At 69.2% G+C, this 17,169-nt stretch carries 12 protein-coding genes; 7 read left to right on the forward strand and 5 right to left on the reverse strand.

Annotated elements, in window-relative coordinates; all coding sequences use genetic code 11:
• Positions 1-76 precede the first annotated feature (76 nt).
• From QFZ76_RS47250 to QFZ76_RS47260, 3 genes are all read left to right on the forward strand, one after another.
• Entirely contained in the window at positions 77-1,006 is a 930-nt protein-coding gene (locus QFZ76_RS47250) for a haloalkane dehalogenase (protein WP_307679479.1), read from the forward strand.
• A gap of 383 nt (positions 1,007-1,389) precedes the next feature.
• On the forward strand, positions 1,390-3,567 hold the full coding sequence (locus QFZ76_RS47255; protein WP_307679480.1) for an MMPL family transporter: 2,178 nt from the start codon (positions 1,390-1,392) through the stop codon (positions 3,565-3,567).
• A gap of 290 nt (positions 3,568-3,857) precedes the next feature.
• Positions 3,858-4,364, forward strand: coding sequence for a SigE family RNA polymerase sigma factor (locus QFZ76_RS47260; RefSeq protein ID WP_266446521.1), 507 nt, complete (start codon positions 3,858-3,860; stop codon positions 4,362-4,364).
• A 231-nt stretch (positions 4,365-4,595) separates the two neighbouring features.
• Here the strand turns inward: QFZ76_RS47260 and QFZ76_RS47265 are convergent, their stop codons facing one another.
• Positions 4,596-4,853, reverse strand: a complete 258-nt coding sequence (locus tag QFZ76_RS47265) for a hypothetical protein (protein ID WP_307679481.1) — start codon at positions 4,851-4,853, stop codon at positions 4,596-4,598.
• Positions 4,854-4,989: 136 nt separating this feature from the next.
• Between QFZ76_RS47265 and QFZ76_RS47270 the strand changes: the two genes are divergently transcribed.
• The 3 genes from QFZ76_RS47270 (at position 4,990) to fxsT (ending at position 9,800) form a co-directional block, all read left to right on the forward strand.
• The gene (locus tag QFZ76_RS47270) at positions 4,990-6,708 is read left to right on the forward strand and encodes a dolichyl-phosphate-mannose--protein mannosyltransferase (RefSeq protein ID WP_373464467.1); all 1,719 of its coding nucleotides are present in this window, start codon (positions 4,990-4,992) and stop codon (positions 6,706-6,708) included.
• A 416-nt stretch (positions 6,709-7,124) separates the two neighbouring features.
• Positions 7,125-7,649 carry an ATP-binding protein gene (locus tag QFZ76_RS47280; protein WP_307679482.1) on the forward strand — a complete coding sequence of 175 codons (525 nt, stop codon included), beginning with the start codon at positions 7,125-7,127 and terminating at the stop codon, positions 7,647-7,649.
• A 129-nt stretch (positions 7,650-7,778) separates the two neighbouring features.
• Positions 7,779-9,800, forward strand: coding sequence for an FxSxx-COOH system tetratricopeptide repeat protein (fxsT, locus tag QFZ76_RS47285; protein WP_307679483.1), 2,022 nt, complete (start codon positions 7,779-7,781; stop codon positions 9,798-9,800).
• Positions 9,801-9,906: 106 nt separating this feature from the next.
• Here fxsT and QFZ76_RS47290 read toward each other — a convergent pair whose 3' ends face one another.
• The 4 genes from QFZ76_RS47290 to QFZ76_RS47305 form a co-directional block, all read right to left on the reverse strand.
• On the reverse strand, positions 9,907-10,953 hold the full coding sequence (locus tag QFZ76_RS47290; RefSeq protein WP_307679484.1) for an endonuclease/exonuclease/phosphatase family protein: 1,047 nt from the start codon (positions 10,951-10,953) through the stop codon (positions 9,907-9,909).
• Positions 10,954-11,366: 413 nt separating this feature from the next.
• Complete coding sequence (locus QFZ76_RS47295) at positions 11,367-12,584, reverse strand: IS110 family transposase (protein WP_307679485.1); 1,218 nt, start codon at positions 12,582-12,584, stop codon at positions 11,367-11,369.
• Positions 12,585-13,006: 422 nt separating this feature from the next.
• The gene (tnpB, locus tag QFZ76_RS47300) at positions 13,007-14,458 is read right to left on the reverse strand and encodes an IS607 family element RNA-guided endonuclease TnpB (RefSeq protein WP_307679486.1); all 1,452 of its coding nucleotides are present in this window, start codon (positions 14,456-14,458) and stop codon (positions 13,007-13,009) included.
• Positions 14,455-15,030 carry an IS607 family transposase gene (locus tag QFZ76_RS47305; protein ID WP_307679487.1) on the reverse strand — a complete coding sequence of 192 codons (576 nt, stop codon included), beginning with the start codon at positions 15,028-15,030 and terminating at the stop codon, positions 14,455-14,457. The genes tnpB and QFZ76_RS47305 overlap by 4 nt, the downstream gene beginning before the upstream one ends.
• A 252-nt stretch (positions 15,031-15,282) precedes the next feature.
• Between QFZ76_RS47305 and polX the strand changes: the two genes are divergently transcribed.
• Positions 15,283-17,037 (forward strand): DNA polymerase/3'-5' exonuclease PolX, encoded by a 1,755-nt coding sequence (gene polX, locus QFZ76_RS47310; protein ID WP_307679489.1) that lies wholly within the window; start codon positions 15,283-15,285, stop codon positions 17,035-17,037.
• Positions 17,038-17,169 lie beyond the last annotated feature (132 nt).

Raw genomic sequence — 17,169 nt, forward strand, 5'->3', positions numbered from 1 at the left:
GATCGATGCCCGTCCGGTCAGGTGGCACGCGAACGGGTTTGGAGTGAGCAATGAAAACGCTGTTATGGTTCCTCGCATGGACTACGAACGAACACCTGACGAGCGCTTCGTCGGCCTCCCCGACTGGCCGTACGAGCCTCGGTACGCCACGGTCGGTGAGGGCCTGCGCATGCACTACATCGACGAGGGGCCGGCCGACGGCCCGGTCGTGGTCCTCGCTCACGGCGAGCCGACTTGGGGCTACCTCTACCGCAAGATGATTCCCGGGTTGGTGGCAGCCGGCCGACGCGTCCTGGTTCCCGACCTGATCGGATTCGGCCGCTCCGACAAGCCGGTCGACCGGGCCGCGTACACCTACGAGTCTCACGTGGGCTGGACCGGCGCCTGGCTGGACCAGCTCGACCTGGCGGACATCACCCTGTTCGGTCAGGACTGGGGCGGGTTCGTCTTCCTCGTGCACGTCGGGGTCACACCCGACCGTTTCGCGGCCGTGGTCGCCGCCAACACCGGCCTGACCGACCCGGACGTCATGGCCGCGTTCACTCCGGAGGACTTCGCGCATGCGGCCGGCGCATTCCTGCGCTGGCGGGAGCAGTCCGAGTCGCCCGACCTGACCGCCTCGTGGGCGGTCGGCAGTCCCGACAGCGCCCTCAACCAGACCGTCCACGTCCTCACCGAGGAGGAAGCGGCCGCCTACGACGCCCCCTTCCCGTCCGAGCGGCACTTCGCCGGAGTGCGGCAGTTCCCGCACCTGGTGTCGCTCGACGCCACGGACCCGCCCGCCTCGATGTTGCGCCGCGCCTGGGCCGGGCTGGCAGCCTTCGAGAAGCCGTTCCTCACCGCCTTCGCCGATCACGAGGACATCACGCTCATTTACGAGCAGCTCTTCCGCGCCCGCGTGCCGGGTGCGAAGGGGCGGGACCATGTGACGGTTCCCGACGCCGGTCACTTCCTGCAGGAGCAGCAGCCGGACCTGCTGGTCGATGCCATCCTCGGCCTCGGCTGACAGCCGGTCCTCGCGAGCACCCACCACACCGGCGAGCAGCGCGTCGGCCGGCAGTCCTGCGGATACCTCGGGGCTGGGCCGAGTCCCGACAGACCCTCGTCTTCCGGCACTTGCCCTCGCGGCCGGCGAGAGCGTCCTTGCCCGGCAGCCAGCCGAACCGCCGACGAGCGTACGACCAGCGCAGAGGTGTCTCCTTTGCGCCCGATGAGCCCAGGCTCATCAACTTCCTGAGCCGCCACGCCCTGTCGAACTCGGCCGGCTTCAGCTTCCCGCCCACCACTTCGAGCGCGGTGTTGCGGCGGACCGGTGGCGACCTGAACGCACTCCGCCACGACCCCGCCACACAGTCCTGCCCGGCGCTCGCCAACGATCCAGGAGAAATCATGTTTGACAGCTTTGGGCGTCTGCTTCACCGGAGACGAAAGCCCCTGCTGGTACTGACCTTGCTGTTCGCCGTCCTGTCCGGGGCCTACGGTGCCGGTGTCTTCGGCTCCCTGACACCGCTCGGCTTCCAAGACCCCGGCTCCGACAGCCGGCACGCGGAAAAGATCGCTGAGAAGGCGTTCCCGCAGCGGACACCGGATGCCGTGATCGTCTACCGCGACGAGGACCGCACCGTCGATGACCCGTCGTTCCAGCAGGCGGTCGTCCAGCAGGTGGAGTCCCTGCCGAAGGCGGACGTGACCGGCTACCTGCACTTCTGGCAGACCAAGATGCCGGCGCAGGTCAGCCACGACCGGCACGCCACCTACGTCGCGCTGAACCTCCACGGCAACAGCGAGAAGGCCAAGGAGGACTCGTACAAGGCGATCAAGGACCAGATCCCGGCACCCGGCCTGGAGACCCTGCAGGGCGGAACCGTGCCCACCGGCTATCAGGCCGGTGAGAAGATCGAACACGACCTGAGGCACGCGGAAATCATCTCGGCCCCCGTGCTCTTCCTGTTCCTGTTGGTCGTGTTCGGCGGTCTGGTCGCGGCCGGACTTCCGCTGGTCGTCGGCGTGCTCTCCATCCTGGGCTCGATGGCCGTCCTGCGGGTCATCTCGAACATCACCGATGTGTCCGTGTTCGCCATGAGCCTGGTCACGATCCTGGGTCTCGCGGTCGCCATCGACTACGGCCTGCTGATCGTGAGCCGCTACCGCGAGGAACTGGAACGCGGCTACACCGGCGAAGCGGCGCTCGGGCGCACGATCGCCACGGCCGGGCGCACCGTGGTGATCTCCGGCACCACGGTCGCGGCGGCGCTGGCCGGCCTGACCCTCTTCCCGTCGACGTTCCTGAAGTCGATGTCGTACGGCGGTGTGGCCGCGGTCGTGCTGTCGGTGCTCTTCTCGCTGGTCGCGCTGCCCGCGGTGCTCGCCGTGCTGGGCCCGAAGGTCAATGCCTTCCCGCTGCGCCGCCGCAAGAAGGCCGTGCGCCCGACGGTGGCGGGCGAGGGTGCCTGGTACCGGTTCGGGCACGGAGTGATGCGGCGGCGGGGAGTCGTGTTGGTGGGCGCGGTGGGCCTGCTGCTGACGCTCGCCCTGCCGTTCTCCAAGATCGAATTCGGCTCCATCAACGCACAGCAGCTGCCGAGCAGTTCCGAGGGCCGCCAGGTCTTCAACACCATGGAGCGCGACTTCGACGGCGACGCGGTGAAGTCCATCGACTCGCTGCTCGTGCTGAAGTCCGACGCGACCTCGAAGGAGCAGGGCGCGGCGCTCCAGGCGTACGCTGAGCGGCTCGGCGCCACCGAGGGCGCGAAGACGGCCCGAATCACCGGCGCCGAGGGCACCACGGCCCGGGTGTCGGTCACCTTCGACGGCAACGCGATCTCGACCCATGCGCGCGACCTGGTGAACCGGCTCAAGGACGTCCCCGAACCGCCGGGCGCCCACGCGTACTTCGGCGGTGAGTCGGCGGTCTACGACGACACCCTGGACGCACTCGGCGAGACCCTGCCGTGGATGCTGCTCTACATCGCGGTGATGACGTACATCCTGCTGTTCCTCGCGTTCGGCTCGGTGCTGCTGCCGCTGAAGGCGATCGCGATGAACCTGCTGTCGCTGTCCGCGACCTTCGGCGTGCTCGTCTGGATCTTCCAGGACGGCCATCTGAACGGCCTGCTCGGCTTCGATCCGACGGGCAACATCGAGCCCAACATGCCGATCATGCTGTTCGCGCTGATCTTCGGACTCTCCATGGACTACGAGGTGTTCCTGGTGTCCCGGATGCGGGAGCAGTACGACCAGCTGAACGACAGCACGGAGGCCGTGGCGACCGGGCTGCAGTCCATCGGCCGCCTGGTCGTGAGCGCCGCGTTGCTGATGTGCGTGCCGCTCGCGGCGATCGGGATGAGCGATGTGCTGACCATGAAGCTCTTCGGCGTCGGCATGGTGTTCGCGGTCCTGGTGGACGTACTGGTGGTGCGCATCCTGCTGGGGTCGGCCGTCATGAAGCTGATGGGCAGGGCGGCTTGGTGGGCCCCGGGCCCGCTGGCCCGCTTCTACACGCGGTACGGCATCAAGGAGGGCGACGTGCCGGCCGACACCGACAAGCCGGTTCCCGTCGGGGTCTGAACCCGGCGAAGAGGGGCCGAAGTGCCTTCCCCCCGAGGCACTTCGGCCCCTGTCGCGTCTTCGCGGCGTGAGCGGGGCCGTGCGTGGCGAGTCCGGGCAGAGCGGCGTTCGGGCCGGTGCTCGTCAGGCTTCGACGGCTGCACAGGGGGAGGGTGGGCAGCCAAGTCGCGTCGTGGGCACCGTCAGCGAGGGTCTGTGTGAGCCAGACCACACGCCGGGGGTGCATAGCGGGGTAGGGGTCAGTGTCTTTATGAAGGTGTAGGGGCGTGTTGAGGTAAGGGACGACGCTGATGGGGCAGTTGCGGGCCGACGAGTTCGACCGGTTCGTGACGGCTCGGTGGTCGGCGTTGCTTCACCTGGCGCGGCTGCTCACCGGTGGAGACCGGCACCGGGCCGAGGATCTGCTGCAGGAGGCGCTGGTCAAGCTGTGGTTCGCCTGGCCGAAGGTGGGCGAGCAGGCGCCCGAGGCGTATGTGCGCAGGGTTCTGGCCCGTGCCGCGGCTCGATCGTCACGGCGTCGATGGTGGGGCGAGCACCCCGTGGACCAGCTGCCCGACCCGCCCGAGGTGGGAGACGAGACCGCCGCCGTGGACGAACGGACCCGGTTGGAGGCCATGTTGGCGCTGCTGCCGGCACGTCAGCGGGCCGCGGTGGTGCTGCGCTACTACCAGGATCTGCCCGAGCGGCACGTCGCGGAGGTGCTGGGGTGTCCGGTGGGCACCGCCCGTTCCCTCACAGCACGCGGCGTCGCACGGTTGCGGCAGCTTCTTGCCGAGGCAGTCGAGCCGGTGGAGTGAAGAAGGAGCCATGGATCACTTCGAGCAGGACCTGGCACGCATGATGCGTGACAGCCACAAGGACACGCCCTATGAGGACCGGCACCGATACCGGCTGCAAGCCGGTGTTCGCGCCCGACAGCGGGCCCGGACGGCCTGGATGGCCACCGGATCCGTGCTGACCGTTGCCGGACTCGGCGTCGGACTGATGGTCATGCCGAGCTCATTCGCCCAGGGCGGGTCTGCCGACCCTCAGCATCGCCCCGTCGCCTCTGCCGAGTCGGCCCCGATGCCGTCGACGGCCCGCTCCGCCTCCACTGCCAAGGGGGTGCCGATGCCGAGCTGCACGTCGACCACCGGGCCGGTGCCGATGCCGTCGACGGTCCGACCCGCCTCCACCGCCAAGGGGGTGCCGATGCCGAGCTGCACGTCGACCACCAGGCCGGTGCCGATGCCGTACCGCCCCTCAACGCCCGAGCCGGTCCCGATGCCCTCACGGACCTCAACCACCAGGTAGCGCCTTGGCCAGGTCAAGCGGTCCTCGATGGGTCGGGGCTGCTTGAGCCGGCGTGACTACCACCGACCACCGACCGCCGGGCAGCTGATCCCCACTAGTCCTGCTCTCGACGAGTTGAAAGCTGACCACGTGATCCGTGAGAACGCGTCGGCCATTGTCGACGTACCGCGGAAGGCGGCGAATCGCCGGCCGACCTCCTGGGAGCGGCGGCTGCGCCTGTTCGGGTATGTGGAGCGTCCGCGTACGTCCGTGCGTGACCGCCTGGTGGTGCCCTTTCCCGAAACCGGGTCACGTGTGTGGCGCACGCTGGGGCTGTCCCCGGTGGGGTCGGGTCGGCCGGCGCGCTGGTCGGGGTGGGGCGGGCCGCTGCTGGTGGCGCTCCTGGCCGGGCTGCTGCGCGTGTGGCGTCTGGGCCGGCCGCACGACCTCGTCTTCGACGAGACGTACTACGCCAAGGACGCCTGGTCCTTGCTGCGGCTCGGCTACGAGAGCACCTGGCCGGACCGTAAGATCGCCGACCCGCAGATCCTGGCCGACCCCCAGGTGATCCCGCTCTCCGACACCGGGGCATTCGTCGCGCACCCGCCGACGGGCAAGTGGGTGATCGCCCTCGGCGAGTGGATGTTCGGCCTCACCCCCTTCGGCTGGCGCTTCATGACAGCGGTGCTGGGCACGCTGTCGGTGCTGATGCTGTGCCGCATAGGACGGCGCCTGTTCCGCTCGACACTGCTGGGCTGCCTGGCCGGCGCCCTGATGGCGGTGGACGGCCTGCACTACGTGATGAGCCGCACCGCTCTGCTCGACCTCGTCGTCATGTTCTTCGTACTGGCGGCGTTCGGCTGCCTGCTCATCGACCGCGACCAGGCGCGGGCCCGGATCGCGGCAGCCCTCCCGGCTGACGCGGATGGTCGTCCGGACGCGCACACCGGTGACCATGCCGGGACTGGACTGCGTCCCTGGCGGCTAGCCGCCGGCCTCTTCCTGGGACTGGCGGCCTCCACCAAATGGAACGGCCTGTACTTCCTCGCCTTCTTCGTGATCCTCACCTTGCTGTGGGACGTCGGCGCCCGCCGCGTCGCCGGGGCGCGCCGCCCCTATCGGGCGGTGCTGCGCAAGGACCTCGGCTGGTCGGTGGTGTCCCTGCTCCCGGTCGCTGTCGTGACGTATCTGGCGACCTGGACCGGCTGGTTCCTGTCCGAGAACGGCTACGGACGACACTGGGCGGACGGCCGCGGCGGCACCTGGTCCTGGATCCCGGCCCCGCTCCGCAGCCTGTGGCACTACGAGTACGGCGTCTACCAGTTCAATGTGGGGCTGCACACTCCCCACAAGTACGAGTCCAACCCCTGGAGTTGGCTGGTCCTGGGCCGTCCTGTGCTGTTCCACTACGAATCGCCGAAACCCGGGACCGACGGCTGCCACACGACCGCCGACTGCTCGCAGACCGTCCTGGCCCTGGGCACACCGCTCCTGTGGTGGTCGGCCTGCTGCGCCCTCGTGTATCTGCTCTATCGGTGGGCGCTGCGCCGCGACTGGCGCGCCGGCGCCGTCCTGTGCGCCGCGGGCGCCGGTTACCTGCCCTGGTTCCTCTACCAGGACCGCACGATCTTCTCCTTCTACGCCGTCGTCTTCGTGCCGTACCTGTGGCTGGCCGTGGCGATGATGCTGGGCGCGCTGCTGGGCCCGCCGGGCACGCAGGAAAGACGCCGCAAACGCGGTGCGGTGGCCGCAGGCGCGCTGGTGCTGCTCAGCACCTGGAACTTCATCTACTTCTTCCCCGTCTACACGGGTCAGACGATTCCATATCCCAGTTGGCACACCAGAATGTGGCTCGAGACCTGGATGTGAGCTGGACTACCAGGCGGAGCGCCCACGAGCGGAGCTTGTTGGGATTGAGGACGGCCCAGATGCGATGGATCCGGTCGCCCATGACGTCGAACGCCATCACCGATACGGTGACGCCGCCCCGTCGAGCCACCAGCCCCGGCCGGCCGTTGACCGTACGTTCCACCAGCGTTACGCCGGGCGCCGCAACAGGCCGAGATCGACGGCCCACCCGGCGAAGTGGCTTTGCAGGCGGCCCGCTACCAGGCCCGCCGCGTCGTCGACACTGCGGCCGCCCTCAAGGCCGGTCGCGCCGCCTGATCCAGTACGGAACACCGCCGGGGCCGGCCGCGGCGCAAGCGGGGTTCAGCGGGTGGCGAAAGCAGAGAAAGCCAGAGAAAGCAGTTGTCCTCCCCGTGGTTTCCCTGAACGATCCGGGTGTGACCACGTTGTTCCTGACGGTCGGCCTACCAGGGGCCGGAAAGACCACCAGGGCTCGGCAACTGGCCAAGGAGCACAGTGCGCTGCGGCTGACGCCTGATGAGTGGATGATCCCGCTGTTCGGAGAGCCGGATGCGGACGGGAAGCGCGATGTACTGGAAGGACGGCTGCTCTGGCTTGGTCTGGAGGCGCTGAGGCTGGGAACCGACGTGGTCCTGGATTTCGGCTGCTGGTCTCGTGACGAGAGGTCCGCGATCCGCTGGTTGGCGGAGTCCGTGAGCGCGTCTTGTCACCTCGTGTACGTGCCGGTGGACCATGAGACCCAACTCGCCCGGATCGCCCATCGCCGATCGACCACTCCGGATCAGACCTTCCCGATGAGCGAGGCGGACCTCTTGCACTGGAGAACGCTGTTCGAGGAGCCCGACGCCACGGAACTCGACGGGGACGAGATTGGCGATCCGCCTCCTGGGTGGTCGGGTTGGCTCGAGTGGGCCGCCGATCGGTGGCCGTCTTTCGCATGACTGTCCGGCCCGCATCCGGTGCTGACGGTCCGCTGACGCTGGTCGATTCCCCTTGGGCGGTGCGGCTCCTGGGATAAGATCGCGCCGACTGTTGATTGTTGCGGTCGCCGTCTTACCGAAGAGGGAACCATGTGGCGAACGCTGGCCAGCGCGGTGGCCGGTTTGCTCGTACTGTTCGTCGGCAGTCTTGCCTTCAACGCGGCGTCTGGGCAGAGTCGTTGGCCGGGACCGCTCGACTATGTGCGTGTCCACCCGTGGGTGGTGCTCCTCATCCTGATACCCCTGTCCGTTGTCGGGGTGTGGCAGGCGCCACGCCGCGACCGTGCCCGGGACCAGCTCGCGCCCGCGCCGTACCGGCTGCCGCCGCGCAACACCAACTTCACCGGCCGCGACGCCACGTTGCGGGAGGTGCGGCAGCGCCTCACCTCGGGGAACGGCGTCGCGATGCTGGCTGTGCAGGGGCTCGGTGGCGTCGGCAAGACCCAACTCGCGATCGAGTACGCCTACCGCTACCTGTCGAAGTACCGGTTCGTCGCGTTCGTGGGCGCCGAGGACTCCGATCTGGTGGCGTCGCACTTCGTATCGCTGGCCGGGCAGCTGGGGTTGACGGAGGTCAGCTCCGACCAGGCCATCCCACGGGTGTACGGCAAGCTGCTGGACCACAGGCCATTTCTGATCATCTTCGACAACGGGGAGAAACCGGGCACGCTCACGCACGCGCTGCCGTCGGGTGGCCTGGCGAGCAACGGCCATGTCATCGTCACGACCAGGGTGAGCGGCTGGTCGGGCAGAGCCGGCGTCATCGAACTGGACGTGTTCACCAGGCAAGAGTCGGTGAAGCTGCTGGTCGGGCGGGTGCCCGGAATGACCGAGGCGGTGGCGGAACGGATCGCCGAGCAACTGGGGGACCTGCCACTGGCGTTGGAGCAGGCGGCCGGGTACATGGGCTACAACCACACGGCGCCCGAGGAGTACCTCACTCTGCTGACGTCGCGGCTGGAGGACATGATCGCGCGGGGCGAGCTGGCCGACCGGCCGGCGGCGGAGGTGGTCGCGAGCCTGTGGAGGCTCAGTGTGCAAAAGCTGAACACGGACCAGCCCCAGGCGGTGCGGCTGCTGGAGCTGTGTGCCCTGCTGGCCCCGGAGCCGATCCCGCTGGACCTGTTCACCGGCAGCCCCGAAACGCTGAACGGAGCCGCAGCCGACCCGCTGGTGTGGGACACGACGGTCGGCGCCCTGGCTGGTCTGGGTCTCGCGAGACGCGAGAACGCGTCCCTGGTGCTGCACCGGCTGGTTCAGGCCGCCATCCGGGCCCCGATGCCGGACGAGGTACGCACTGACGCTCGGGTCCAGCTGTGTCGTGCGCTGCTCGCGGCTGTGCCGCACGACATCCACGGCGACCCGGACGCGCGGCCGCGGTGGCAGGAGCTGCTCCCGCACGTCCTTGCGGTGACCAAGGACGATCCACCGGCCGAGTGCGCTGCGGAGACGGCGGTGCTGCTAAGGCTGGCGTCGGAGTTCCTCATCCAGATCGGGGATTGCTCGGTGGCGCTGCCCCTGTGTGAACGTGCCCTCGCGATCGACGAGTCGCTCGAGGGCCGGGCTGCGGAGGCCGGCTTCGACCTGATCACCCTGGCCCAGATCCACAAGGACCTCAACGCGCCGGAGACGGCACGCCCACTGGCGGAACGCGCGCTGCGCCTGCACGAGTCCTGTCTGCCGGCGGACAGTCCCGCCATCGCGACGGACCTGGCCACGCTCGCGCGGCTACTGTGCATCCTCGGCGAACACAGGGCGGCACAGCCACTGGCCGAGCGGGCGCTGCAGATCGACGAGACGGCGTACGGGCCGGACGACCCGTTCGTGAGCTTCGACCTGATTGCACTGGCGAACGTCCACGTCGACCTCGGAGACTACGCCACGGCCGTGCCGCTGATCTCGCGGGCGCTGCAGATCCGCGAGGCCAGATATGCGCCGGATCACCTGTACATCGGGTACGTCCTGCTGTTCAAGGCCCGAGTCCTGCACAGCTTGAACGACCCGACCGCAGCGGACCTCGCTCGCCGGGGCGCACAGATCCTGCACACCCGACTGGGCAGGACGCACCCCAAAACCGTGGATGCATTCGCTCTGGTCAACGGTCTGCGTTGACGACGTCGGCTCAGTAGCCGACGGGCTGGTCAGCAACGCTCATCGGGCGCGGCTGGGTCTTGTCCCGTTGGTGCGAGGAGGGATGCCGCCCTGACCGGGGGAGCGGTCAGTCGCGGTCACCGGCACGCTCCTTCGTCGGCAGCAGCGCCAGCACGGCGACGACCGCGCGGTGATCCGTGCCCGGCACGGTCCGTTCGCCGACGGAGACGCCCGCCAGGCCGGAGCCGTGCAGCACGTGGTCGAGCTGGACCAGTGGCGGTATGAGCGTCATGCCGACAGGCCAGGTGCGGGCCCATCCGCGGCCGAGTTCGGCGTGGGTGTCGATGAGGCCCGACGCGAGCAGCTTACGCATGGGCGCGTGGTCGAGGGAGGCGTTGAAGTCGCCCAGGAAGACGGTGTCCGGGCCGCTGCGCCGGGCCACGGAGGTGAGGGCGGTCATGTCCCGTGTCCAGCGCTTCGGGTCCCCGAGCGGGTAGTAGGTGTGGACGGCCACCAGCCGTACGGTGCGTCCGCCGACTCTCACGTCGGCGGTGGTCTGCGGCCAGGCGGTGTCGGCGTGCAGCGTGCCGCCGTCGGTCAGCGGGATCCGCGAGTAGATCGAGGAGTCGTACTCCGGGTGGAGTTCGTTGTACGGCAGCAACGTACTCAGACCGGCCTTGGCGAGCGCGGCAACGCCGGCGGACGGCAGCTGTTGCACGGCCAGGACGTCGATCCGCTCGGCCCGGACGAGCCGCACCAGCGCCCGCGGATCCACTCCGCCGAGGTCGGCGTTGAGGCTGGCCACGCGCAACTCCGCTGACCGGGCCGGGACATGCTGCTGGTCCGGTATGAAGCGCGGCACCAGCAGGGCGACTTGAGGTGCCGTGAGTAGTACGGCGACAGTCACCGCCCATCGCGAGCGGAGAGCGGGAACGGCGAGCATGGCGCTCAGCACGAGCACGCTGAGTGCGGCCGCGTAGGGGAAGAGCACCATGGGCACGGCGAGCGGTGTTCCCGCGTCCAGCCCCGTCAGCCGTACGACGAGCAGAGCGAACGGTCCGGCGAGCACGACGCCACAGCCCAGCAGCCCGAACGTCCGGCCGCGTCGGCCGCCACGGTCGTTCGGCCGATGCCGGTCGGCGGCACGTGGGGTGCCGACGGCACTGTCCGTCATCTGTCCTCCACTCGGAAGTGCGCGCCCGGCGATCATCCGGGCTCCCGACATGGGACGGCAGGTGACGTACGTACGGTTGCGGGTCTGGCGTACTCGGTCGACGCGATGTCGGCGAACGTCTGGCCAATGCGTGGTTGAGCGCCCACCGGCGGCACCGAGACGGTCTGGTCTGCGCCTTCGACAGCTCGGAGTGCCGACGGAGAGCCGTCGCGCCACGCTGAGAGGGATCACGTTGCTCGGGAGTTCGGCTGTTCATCGCGACGCGCAATTACGTGGTCGAGTTCAGTCTGGCGGGCTGGGGCTGGGTGCACCTCGTTCTGGGCGTCGTCATCGTCCTTGCGGGGCGGGGGGTGCCTCTATGTCCTTCGTCAAGGCACCCCTGTCGGGTTTGGGATGATTCGGTCTTGCTGGGGTTATGCGGCGAGCTCAACGTCCGCGGGCGGGCGGGATTCGTAGAAGGTGCCGTCTCGGAGCATGGCGAACAGGACGCTGATGCGTTGGCGGGCGAGGCGGAGGAGTGCCTGGGTGTGGGTCTTGCCGCGGGCGCGTTGCTTGTCGTAGTAGGCGCGGGAGGCCGGGTCGGCGTTCATGCAGGCGAAGGCGGACAGGAACATCGCCCGTTTGAGCTGGCGGTTTCCGCCCCGTGGCGCGTGTTCACCGTGGATCGAGGTCCCGGACGACTTCGTGGTCGGGGCGAGGCCGGCGTAGGAGGCCAGGTGGGCGGCGGTGGGGAAGCTGGTGCCGTCGCCGACGGTGACCAGCAGGACGGCGGCGGTCCTGACGCCGACGCCGGGCATCGACGTCAGGACCGGGGAAAGAGGGTGCGCCTCCAGCAGGGCGTTGATCTGGGCTTCCATCGCCCGGCGTTGGGTGTGGACGGCGGCCAGGGAGGCGGCCAGGGAGGGGATGACGATGTCGAGGGTGCCGGTGCCGGGGACGACGACGGTCTGTTCGTCGAGCGCGTCGAAGACGTCGTCGATCAGCCGGGTGGCCATGCGGGGGGCTTTCGGGCGGATCAGCTCCACGAGTCTGCGGCGACCGGCCCTGCGCAGGGCGGCCGGGGAGCCGTAGCGTTCCAGCAGCCAGGTGACGGCCTGGTGGTCGAGGCGGGGGCCCAGGACGCGTTCCAGCGAGGGGTGGAACTGGGTGAGCAGGCCGCGTATCCGGTTGGAGGTGCGGGTGGCCTCGGCCGCGAGGTCCTGGTCGAAGCCGACGAGGACCGTGAGTTCGGCGGTGATCTCGTCGGTCAGCTCCAGGGACCGCAGGGTGTGCGGCATGGTGCGGGCCGCGTCCGCGATCACCGCGGCGTCCTTCGCGTCGGTCTTGGCCTCGCCGGGATAGAGGTCGGCGATCCGGCGCATGGCCAGTCCGGGCAGGTAGGCGACACGGCAGCCCGCATCGCGGGCGACAGTCAGCGGCAGGGCGCCAATCGAGGCGGGCTGGTCGACGATCACCAAGACGGTGCCGGACTTGGCCGTAAGTTTGTCGAAGACGGCCCGCAGCTTCGGCTCGCTGTTGGGCAGCGGCTTGTCGAAGACCTTCTTCCCGGCCGGGGTGAGCCCGTGGCCGTGATGAGCGGTCTTGCCGACGTCCAGGCCCAGGAACACGCCCACGTCTTCGATCTCGAACATCGCGCCCCTTCCCCAGGGGTGTTGACGGTGCCGGCCTCGGCTCGGGTGTCGTGCTCGCGCATCCACGTTATGCAGACCTGCCGCCCGCGAACTGTCCGGCATTGCGCCGGACCGGACGGTGGCCGGACCTCTGATCAGCGTCTCCGACGGACACCTCCCGGGCCCGGTGACACCACCCCAGGTCATCCGATCGACAGGGGGCAAAAGTCATGCCGGGCCCGGAGGCCAGCGGCCCCATTGCAGGACCGCGAAGAAGATAACGGGGCGCCGTGCTCATCGGAGCGCTGTGGGCACGCTTCTTCGGTGTAGCGGTGGCAGGGCTCGGCGCGATCGCCAACTTCCTGTGGGTGCCGCATTACCGTTGCTCAGAACCTCAGCGGTTCTCAGCGTTCCGGGCATTTCTGCCCGGAAGGTCCGTATCGTCACCAAAGCGTGAGGGCTTCGGCTTGAGGACGGTCTCTCGCTTCCGTCTGCCGCTGCTGCGGCAGGGTTGCGCCACCTGCCCGCCCCGCCTCCGCCTTGCGGCGGGGGCGGGTGGCGCGGGTCTTACGGTCGGCTCCACGAGGCTTCGACACCACGGGGGTGTCCTGGTCTCCGGCCACTCCGGTACCAGTGGTGCAGGCCGCCGCGAGGGCGGCGAGGTTGAGCGCGGCGTTGTCGTCCCGGTCGATGGCCAGGCCGCAGGCGTCGCATTCGTAGGTCCGGACGTGCAGCGGCAGCTTGGCTTTCACCGCGCCGCACCCGGAACAGGTCTTGGAGGAGGGGTACCAGCGGCTCGCCACGATCATGCGGGTGGCGTGGCGCTGGGTCTTGCAGGTGAGCTGGCGGCGGATCTCACCGAATCCGGCGTCGGCGGTCCTGCGTGCCAGACGCCGGTTGCGGAGCATCCCGGCAACGTTGAGGTCCTCGACCACGATCGTGCCGTACTCGGCGGTCACGGCGGTGGTGAGCTTGTGCAGGGCGTCTTCGCGGAGGTTCGCCACGCGGTGGTGGACCTTGTTGCGGGCGGCGTTGGCCTTCTCCCACCGCTTCGACGCCTTGCGTCCGGTGCGCCGGTCGGGGCCCTGGCGTCGGGAGACGACGCGGGAGGCTCGGCGCAGGTGCTTGCGTGCCCGGTCGTAGTGCCCGGGGTTGGCGACGGTGCGGATCTCGCCCGTGCTGTCGGCCATCACCGCGAGGGTCTTCACCCCGAGGTCGATGCCGACCGCTGTGTCCGGGCGGGCGACGCGTTCGAGGTCTCGCTTGACCTCGGCCTGGAAGGAGACGAACCAGCGTCCGCGTTCGTGCCGGACCGTCGCGGACAGGATCCGCGCCGTTGCGGCCTGGACGCGGGTCAGGAGCTTGACGGTGGGTTCGTGGACGCGGATTATTCCGAGCCGGGGCAGCGTGACGTGCCGGCCGCCTGCCTCGACGCGGATCGTGCCGGTGGTGAACCAGCAGGCCAGACGCGCCTTCCGCTTGGCCTTGAACCGCGGCGCACCCATCCGGGCGCCCTTGCGCTTGCCGTTCTTGGACTTCGCGTAGTTGTCGAACGCGGCGGCGGCGCCTGCCAGGCCAGTGTTGTACGCCTCCTTGGAGTTTTCCTCCCACCAGCTCGCGAACCTGGGATCGGTGTGTTTGGCGGCGTTGAACGCCTTCCGCAGCGACGGTAGCGACCACGGCCGCCAATCCGTCAGCGACTCCTCGGGGATGCCGTAGGTCTCCTCGGCCTTGCGCTGCCACCACGACGCCGTGACCCAGCCGACGGCCCAGTTGTACGCGGCCCTGGCCGCGCCACAGTGCGAACGGAGCGCGTCCTCCTGGGCGGCGTTCGGGTCCAGAGCGAACCGGAACGCCTGCACGACAAACCCGGGCCGCGGCTGGAACTTCTTCACTCGGCGGCCTCTCCGGTCGCCACGGCCACCGCACGGGCGGCCCGGTTCTTCGCCGCCCGCCGCCCGTACAGACGCGCACACATCGACGTGAGCACCTCGGTGATGTCCCGCACCAGGTCATCGGCGGTCTCGGCGGGGTCGAGGACGACCAGGCGCCGCCCGGACGCCGACAGCACTGCCTCCAGGTGCTCGACGCCGAACCGGGCCAGCCGGTCACGGTGCTCCACCACGATCACCGCCGCCTGCGGGTCGGACAGCACCCGGTGCAGCTTGCGCCGACGTCCGTTCAGCCCCGAGCCGACCTCGGTCACAACCTCCGCGACCGGCAGGCCGAGACCAGTCGCCCCCTGGACCACGCGGGCCACCTGCCGGTCAAGGTCCGGCTTCTGGTCCGCCGACGAGACCCGGCAGTACGCCACGACCCGGCCGGACGTCTCTGCGGCGGGCTCGTCGACCAGCCATGTCCCGGATGGCGTCTGGCGCACCGGGACCGGCATACGGCCCTCTTTCGCCCACGCCCACGCGGTCTGGTAGTGCACACCGTTGCGTGCCGCCCACTCGGAAAGCTTCACCCGATCAAGATAACAGATAAGAAACGCTGAGATTCACTGATGAATCGCGCAACAGTTGGCATTATGGGCCCTGACGTTGGTCGCAGTGAACGTCTTCGTCGTCCGGGCTCTGTGCATGGGCATGCACAGCGAGGCCGGCGACGGACGAGAAGCCTGAGCAGGCGGGCCGAGCAACCTCAACCGCGACTTCAGTGGCCGCGTGGAACCGGTCCGGCCGGGTTTGACCAGTGGCTCCGTGCCTACCCTGGAGGTGTGGCTCGGTCCAATGACGAGGTCGCCGCACTGTTCCAGGAGTATGCGGACCTGATCTCGATCACCGGCGGGGACGCGTTCAAGGCGCGTGTCCACGAGAAGGCTGCCCGCGCGATCGGCGGTCACCACGCCGATGTCGGGACGCTCGACGTGAAGGGCCTGCAGCAGATCCCGGGTGTCGGCAGGTCGATCGCCGAGAAGGTCGTCGAGTACTTCCGCGACGGCAGTGTGTCCGCCGTGGAGGAGCTGCGGGCGAAGATCCCCGCCGGGGTCCGGCAGCTGACGGCCATCCCCGCGCTCGGTCCGAAGAAGGCCTTGGCGCTCCACGAGGAGCTGGGGATCTCCTCCGTCGAGGAACTGGCCGACGCGATCCATGCGGAGCGGCTGCGCGACCTGAAAGGCTTCGGCCCCAGGACGGAGGAGAAGATCCTCCACGGCATCGAGCTCCTGCAGTCCTCCGGGGACCGTGTCCTGCTCGACGTGGCCCTCGACCTCGCCGAGGAGACCGTCGCCGGGCTGTCCCGGGTGACCGGTTGCCTGCGGTGCGCATACGCCGGGTCGCTGCGCCGCTTCCGGGAGACGATCGGTGACATCGACGTCCTCGTCGCGGCGACGAAGCCAATGCCCGTCATGCGGGCGTTCACCGAGCTGCCGGACGTCACGGAAGTCATCGCCCACGGCGAGAAGAAGACGTCGATTCGCACCGGCAAGGGGCTGGCGATCGACTTGCGGGTCGTGCCGCCCGACTCCTGGGGTGCCGCCCTGCTGTACTTCACCGGCTCCAAGGCCCACAACATCCGGATCCGTGAAATCGCCGTGCATCAGGGACTGAAGCTCTCCGAATACGGGCTGTTCGACGCCGAGAGCGGCGAGAAGATCGTTTCCGCGACGGAGGAGGACGTGTACGCCCGGCTCGGCCTGCCGTGGATCGAGCCCACGCTGCGCGAGGACCGCGGCGAGATCGAGGCCGGGCAGCGCGGTGAACTGCCCGACCTGGTCACGGAGTCCGACATCCGGGGCGACCTGCACACCCACACCGACCTCACCGACGGCCTCGCCCCGCTGGAGGAGATGATCCGCTCTGCGGCGGAACGCGGCTACGGCTACTACGCGATCACCGACCACGGGCCGGACCTGTACATGCAACGCATGACCGACGAGCGGATGGTGGCCCAGCGCGATCAGGTACGGCAGCTCGACCGCGCGTACGGCAAGGGGGGCGGCATGCGGTTGCTGCACGGTGTGGAGCTGAACATCGCTCCCGACGGCGGCGTGGACTGGCCGGACGGCTTCCTGGCGGGCTTCGACCTGTGCGTGGCTTCGGTGCACTCGCACTTCAACCAGGACCGCGGCACGCTGACCCGGCGGATCGTCCGGGCCTGCGAGAACCCGTATGTCAACATCATCGGTCACCCCACCACCCGCATCCTCGGCAAGCGGCCCGGTATCGACGCCGACCTCGACGAGATCTTCGCCGCCTGCGCCCGCACCGGCACGGCCCTGGAAGTCAACGCCCATCCGGACCGGCTCGATCTGCGTGACGAGGACATCCTGCGGGCCCGGCGGCACGGCGTGAAGTTCGCGATCGACAGCGACGCCCACTCCACCCTCCACCTGGCCCATATGCGATACGGCGTGGGCACGGCCCAGCGCGGCTGGCTCACCAAGGAGGACGTGATCAACGTCTGGCCGCACACCCGGCTGCGACGGTTCCTGGACAAGGGCGGCCGACCCAAGCGGCACTCTGTTTCGTGATCCCGGAGCCGCGCGACACACCACCGATCACGCGGTCGAGCCCTACCAAGTGCCCCTGCTCGTGATCCGGGGCGCGGCGCAGGAGAAGGCCCGCCGGTGTGAAGCGCGGCGGGTTCCTCGCGCACACGCCGA

Source organism: Streptomyces sp. V4I2 (genome assembly GCF_030817655.1).
Lineage (GTDB): Bacteria > Actinomycetota > Actinomycetes > Streptomycetales > Streptomycetaceae > Streptomyces > Streptomyces plumbiresistens.

What these genes read in the sequence shown, in the direction of transcription:
- fxsT (WP_307679483.1), top strand. Translation starts at nt 7,779, where the DNA reads ATGTGGCGAACGCTGGCCAGCGCGGTGGCCGGTTTGCTCGTACTGTTC.
- QFZ76_RS47255 (WP_307679480.1), top strand. Translation starts at nt 1,390, where the DNA reads ATGTTTGACAGCTTTGGGCGTCTGCTTCACCGGAGACGAAAGCCCCTG.
- QFZ76_RS47260 (WP_266446521.1), top strand. Translation starts at nt 3,858, where the DNA reads ATGGGGCAGTTGCGGGCCGACGAGTTCGACCGGTTCGTGACGGCTCGG.
- QFZ76_RS47290 (WP_307679484.1), bottom strand. Translation starts at nt 10,953, where the DNA reads ATGACGGACAGTGCCGTCGGCACCCCACGTGCCGCCGACCGGCATCGG.
- QFZ76_RS47250 (WP_307679479.1), top strand. Translation starts at nt 77, where the DNA reads ATGGACTACGAACGAACACCTGACGAGCGCTTCGTCGGCCTCCCCGAC.
- QFZ76_RS47295 (WP_307679485.1), bottom strand. Translation starts at nt 12,584, where the DNA reads ATGTTCGAGATCGAAGACGTGGGCGTGTTCCTGGGCCTGGACGTCGGC.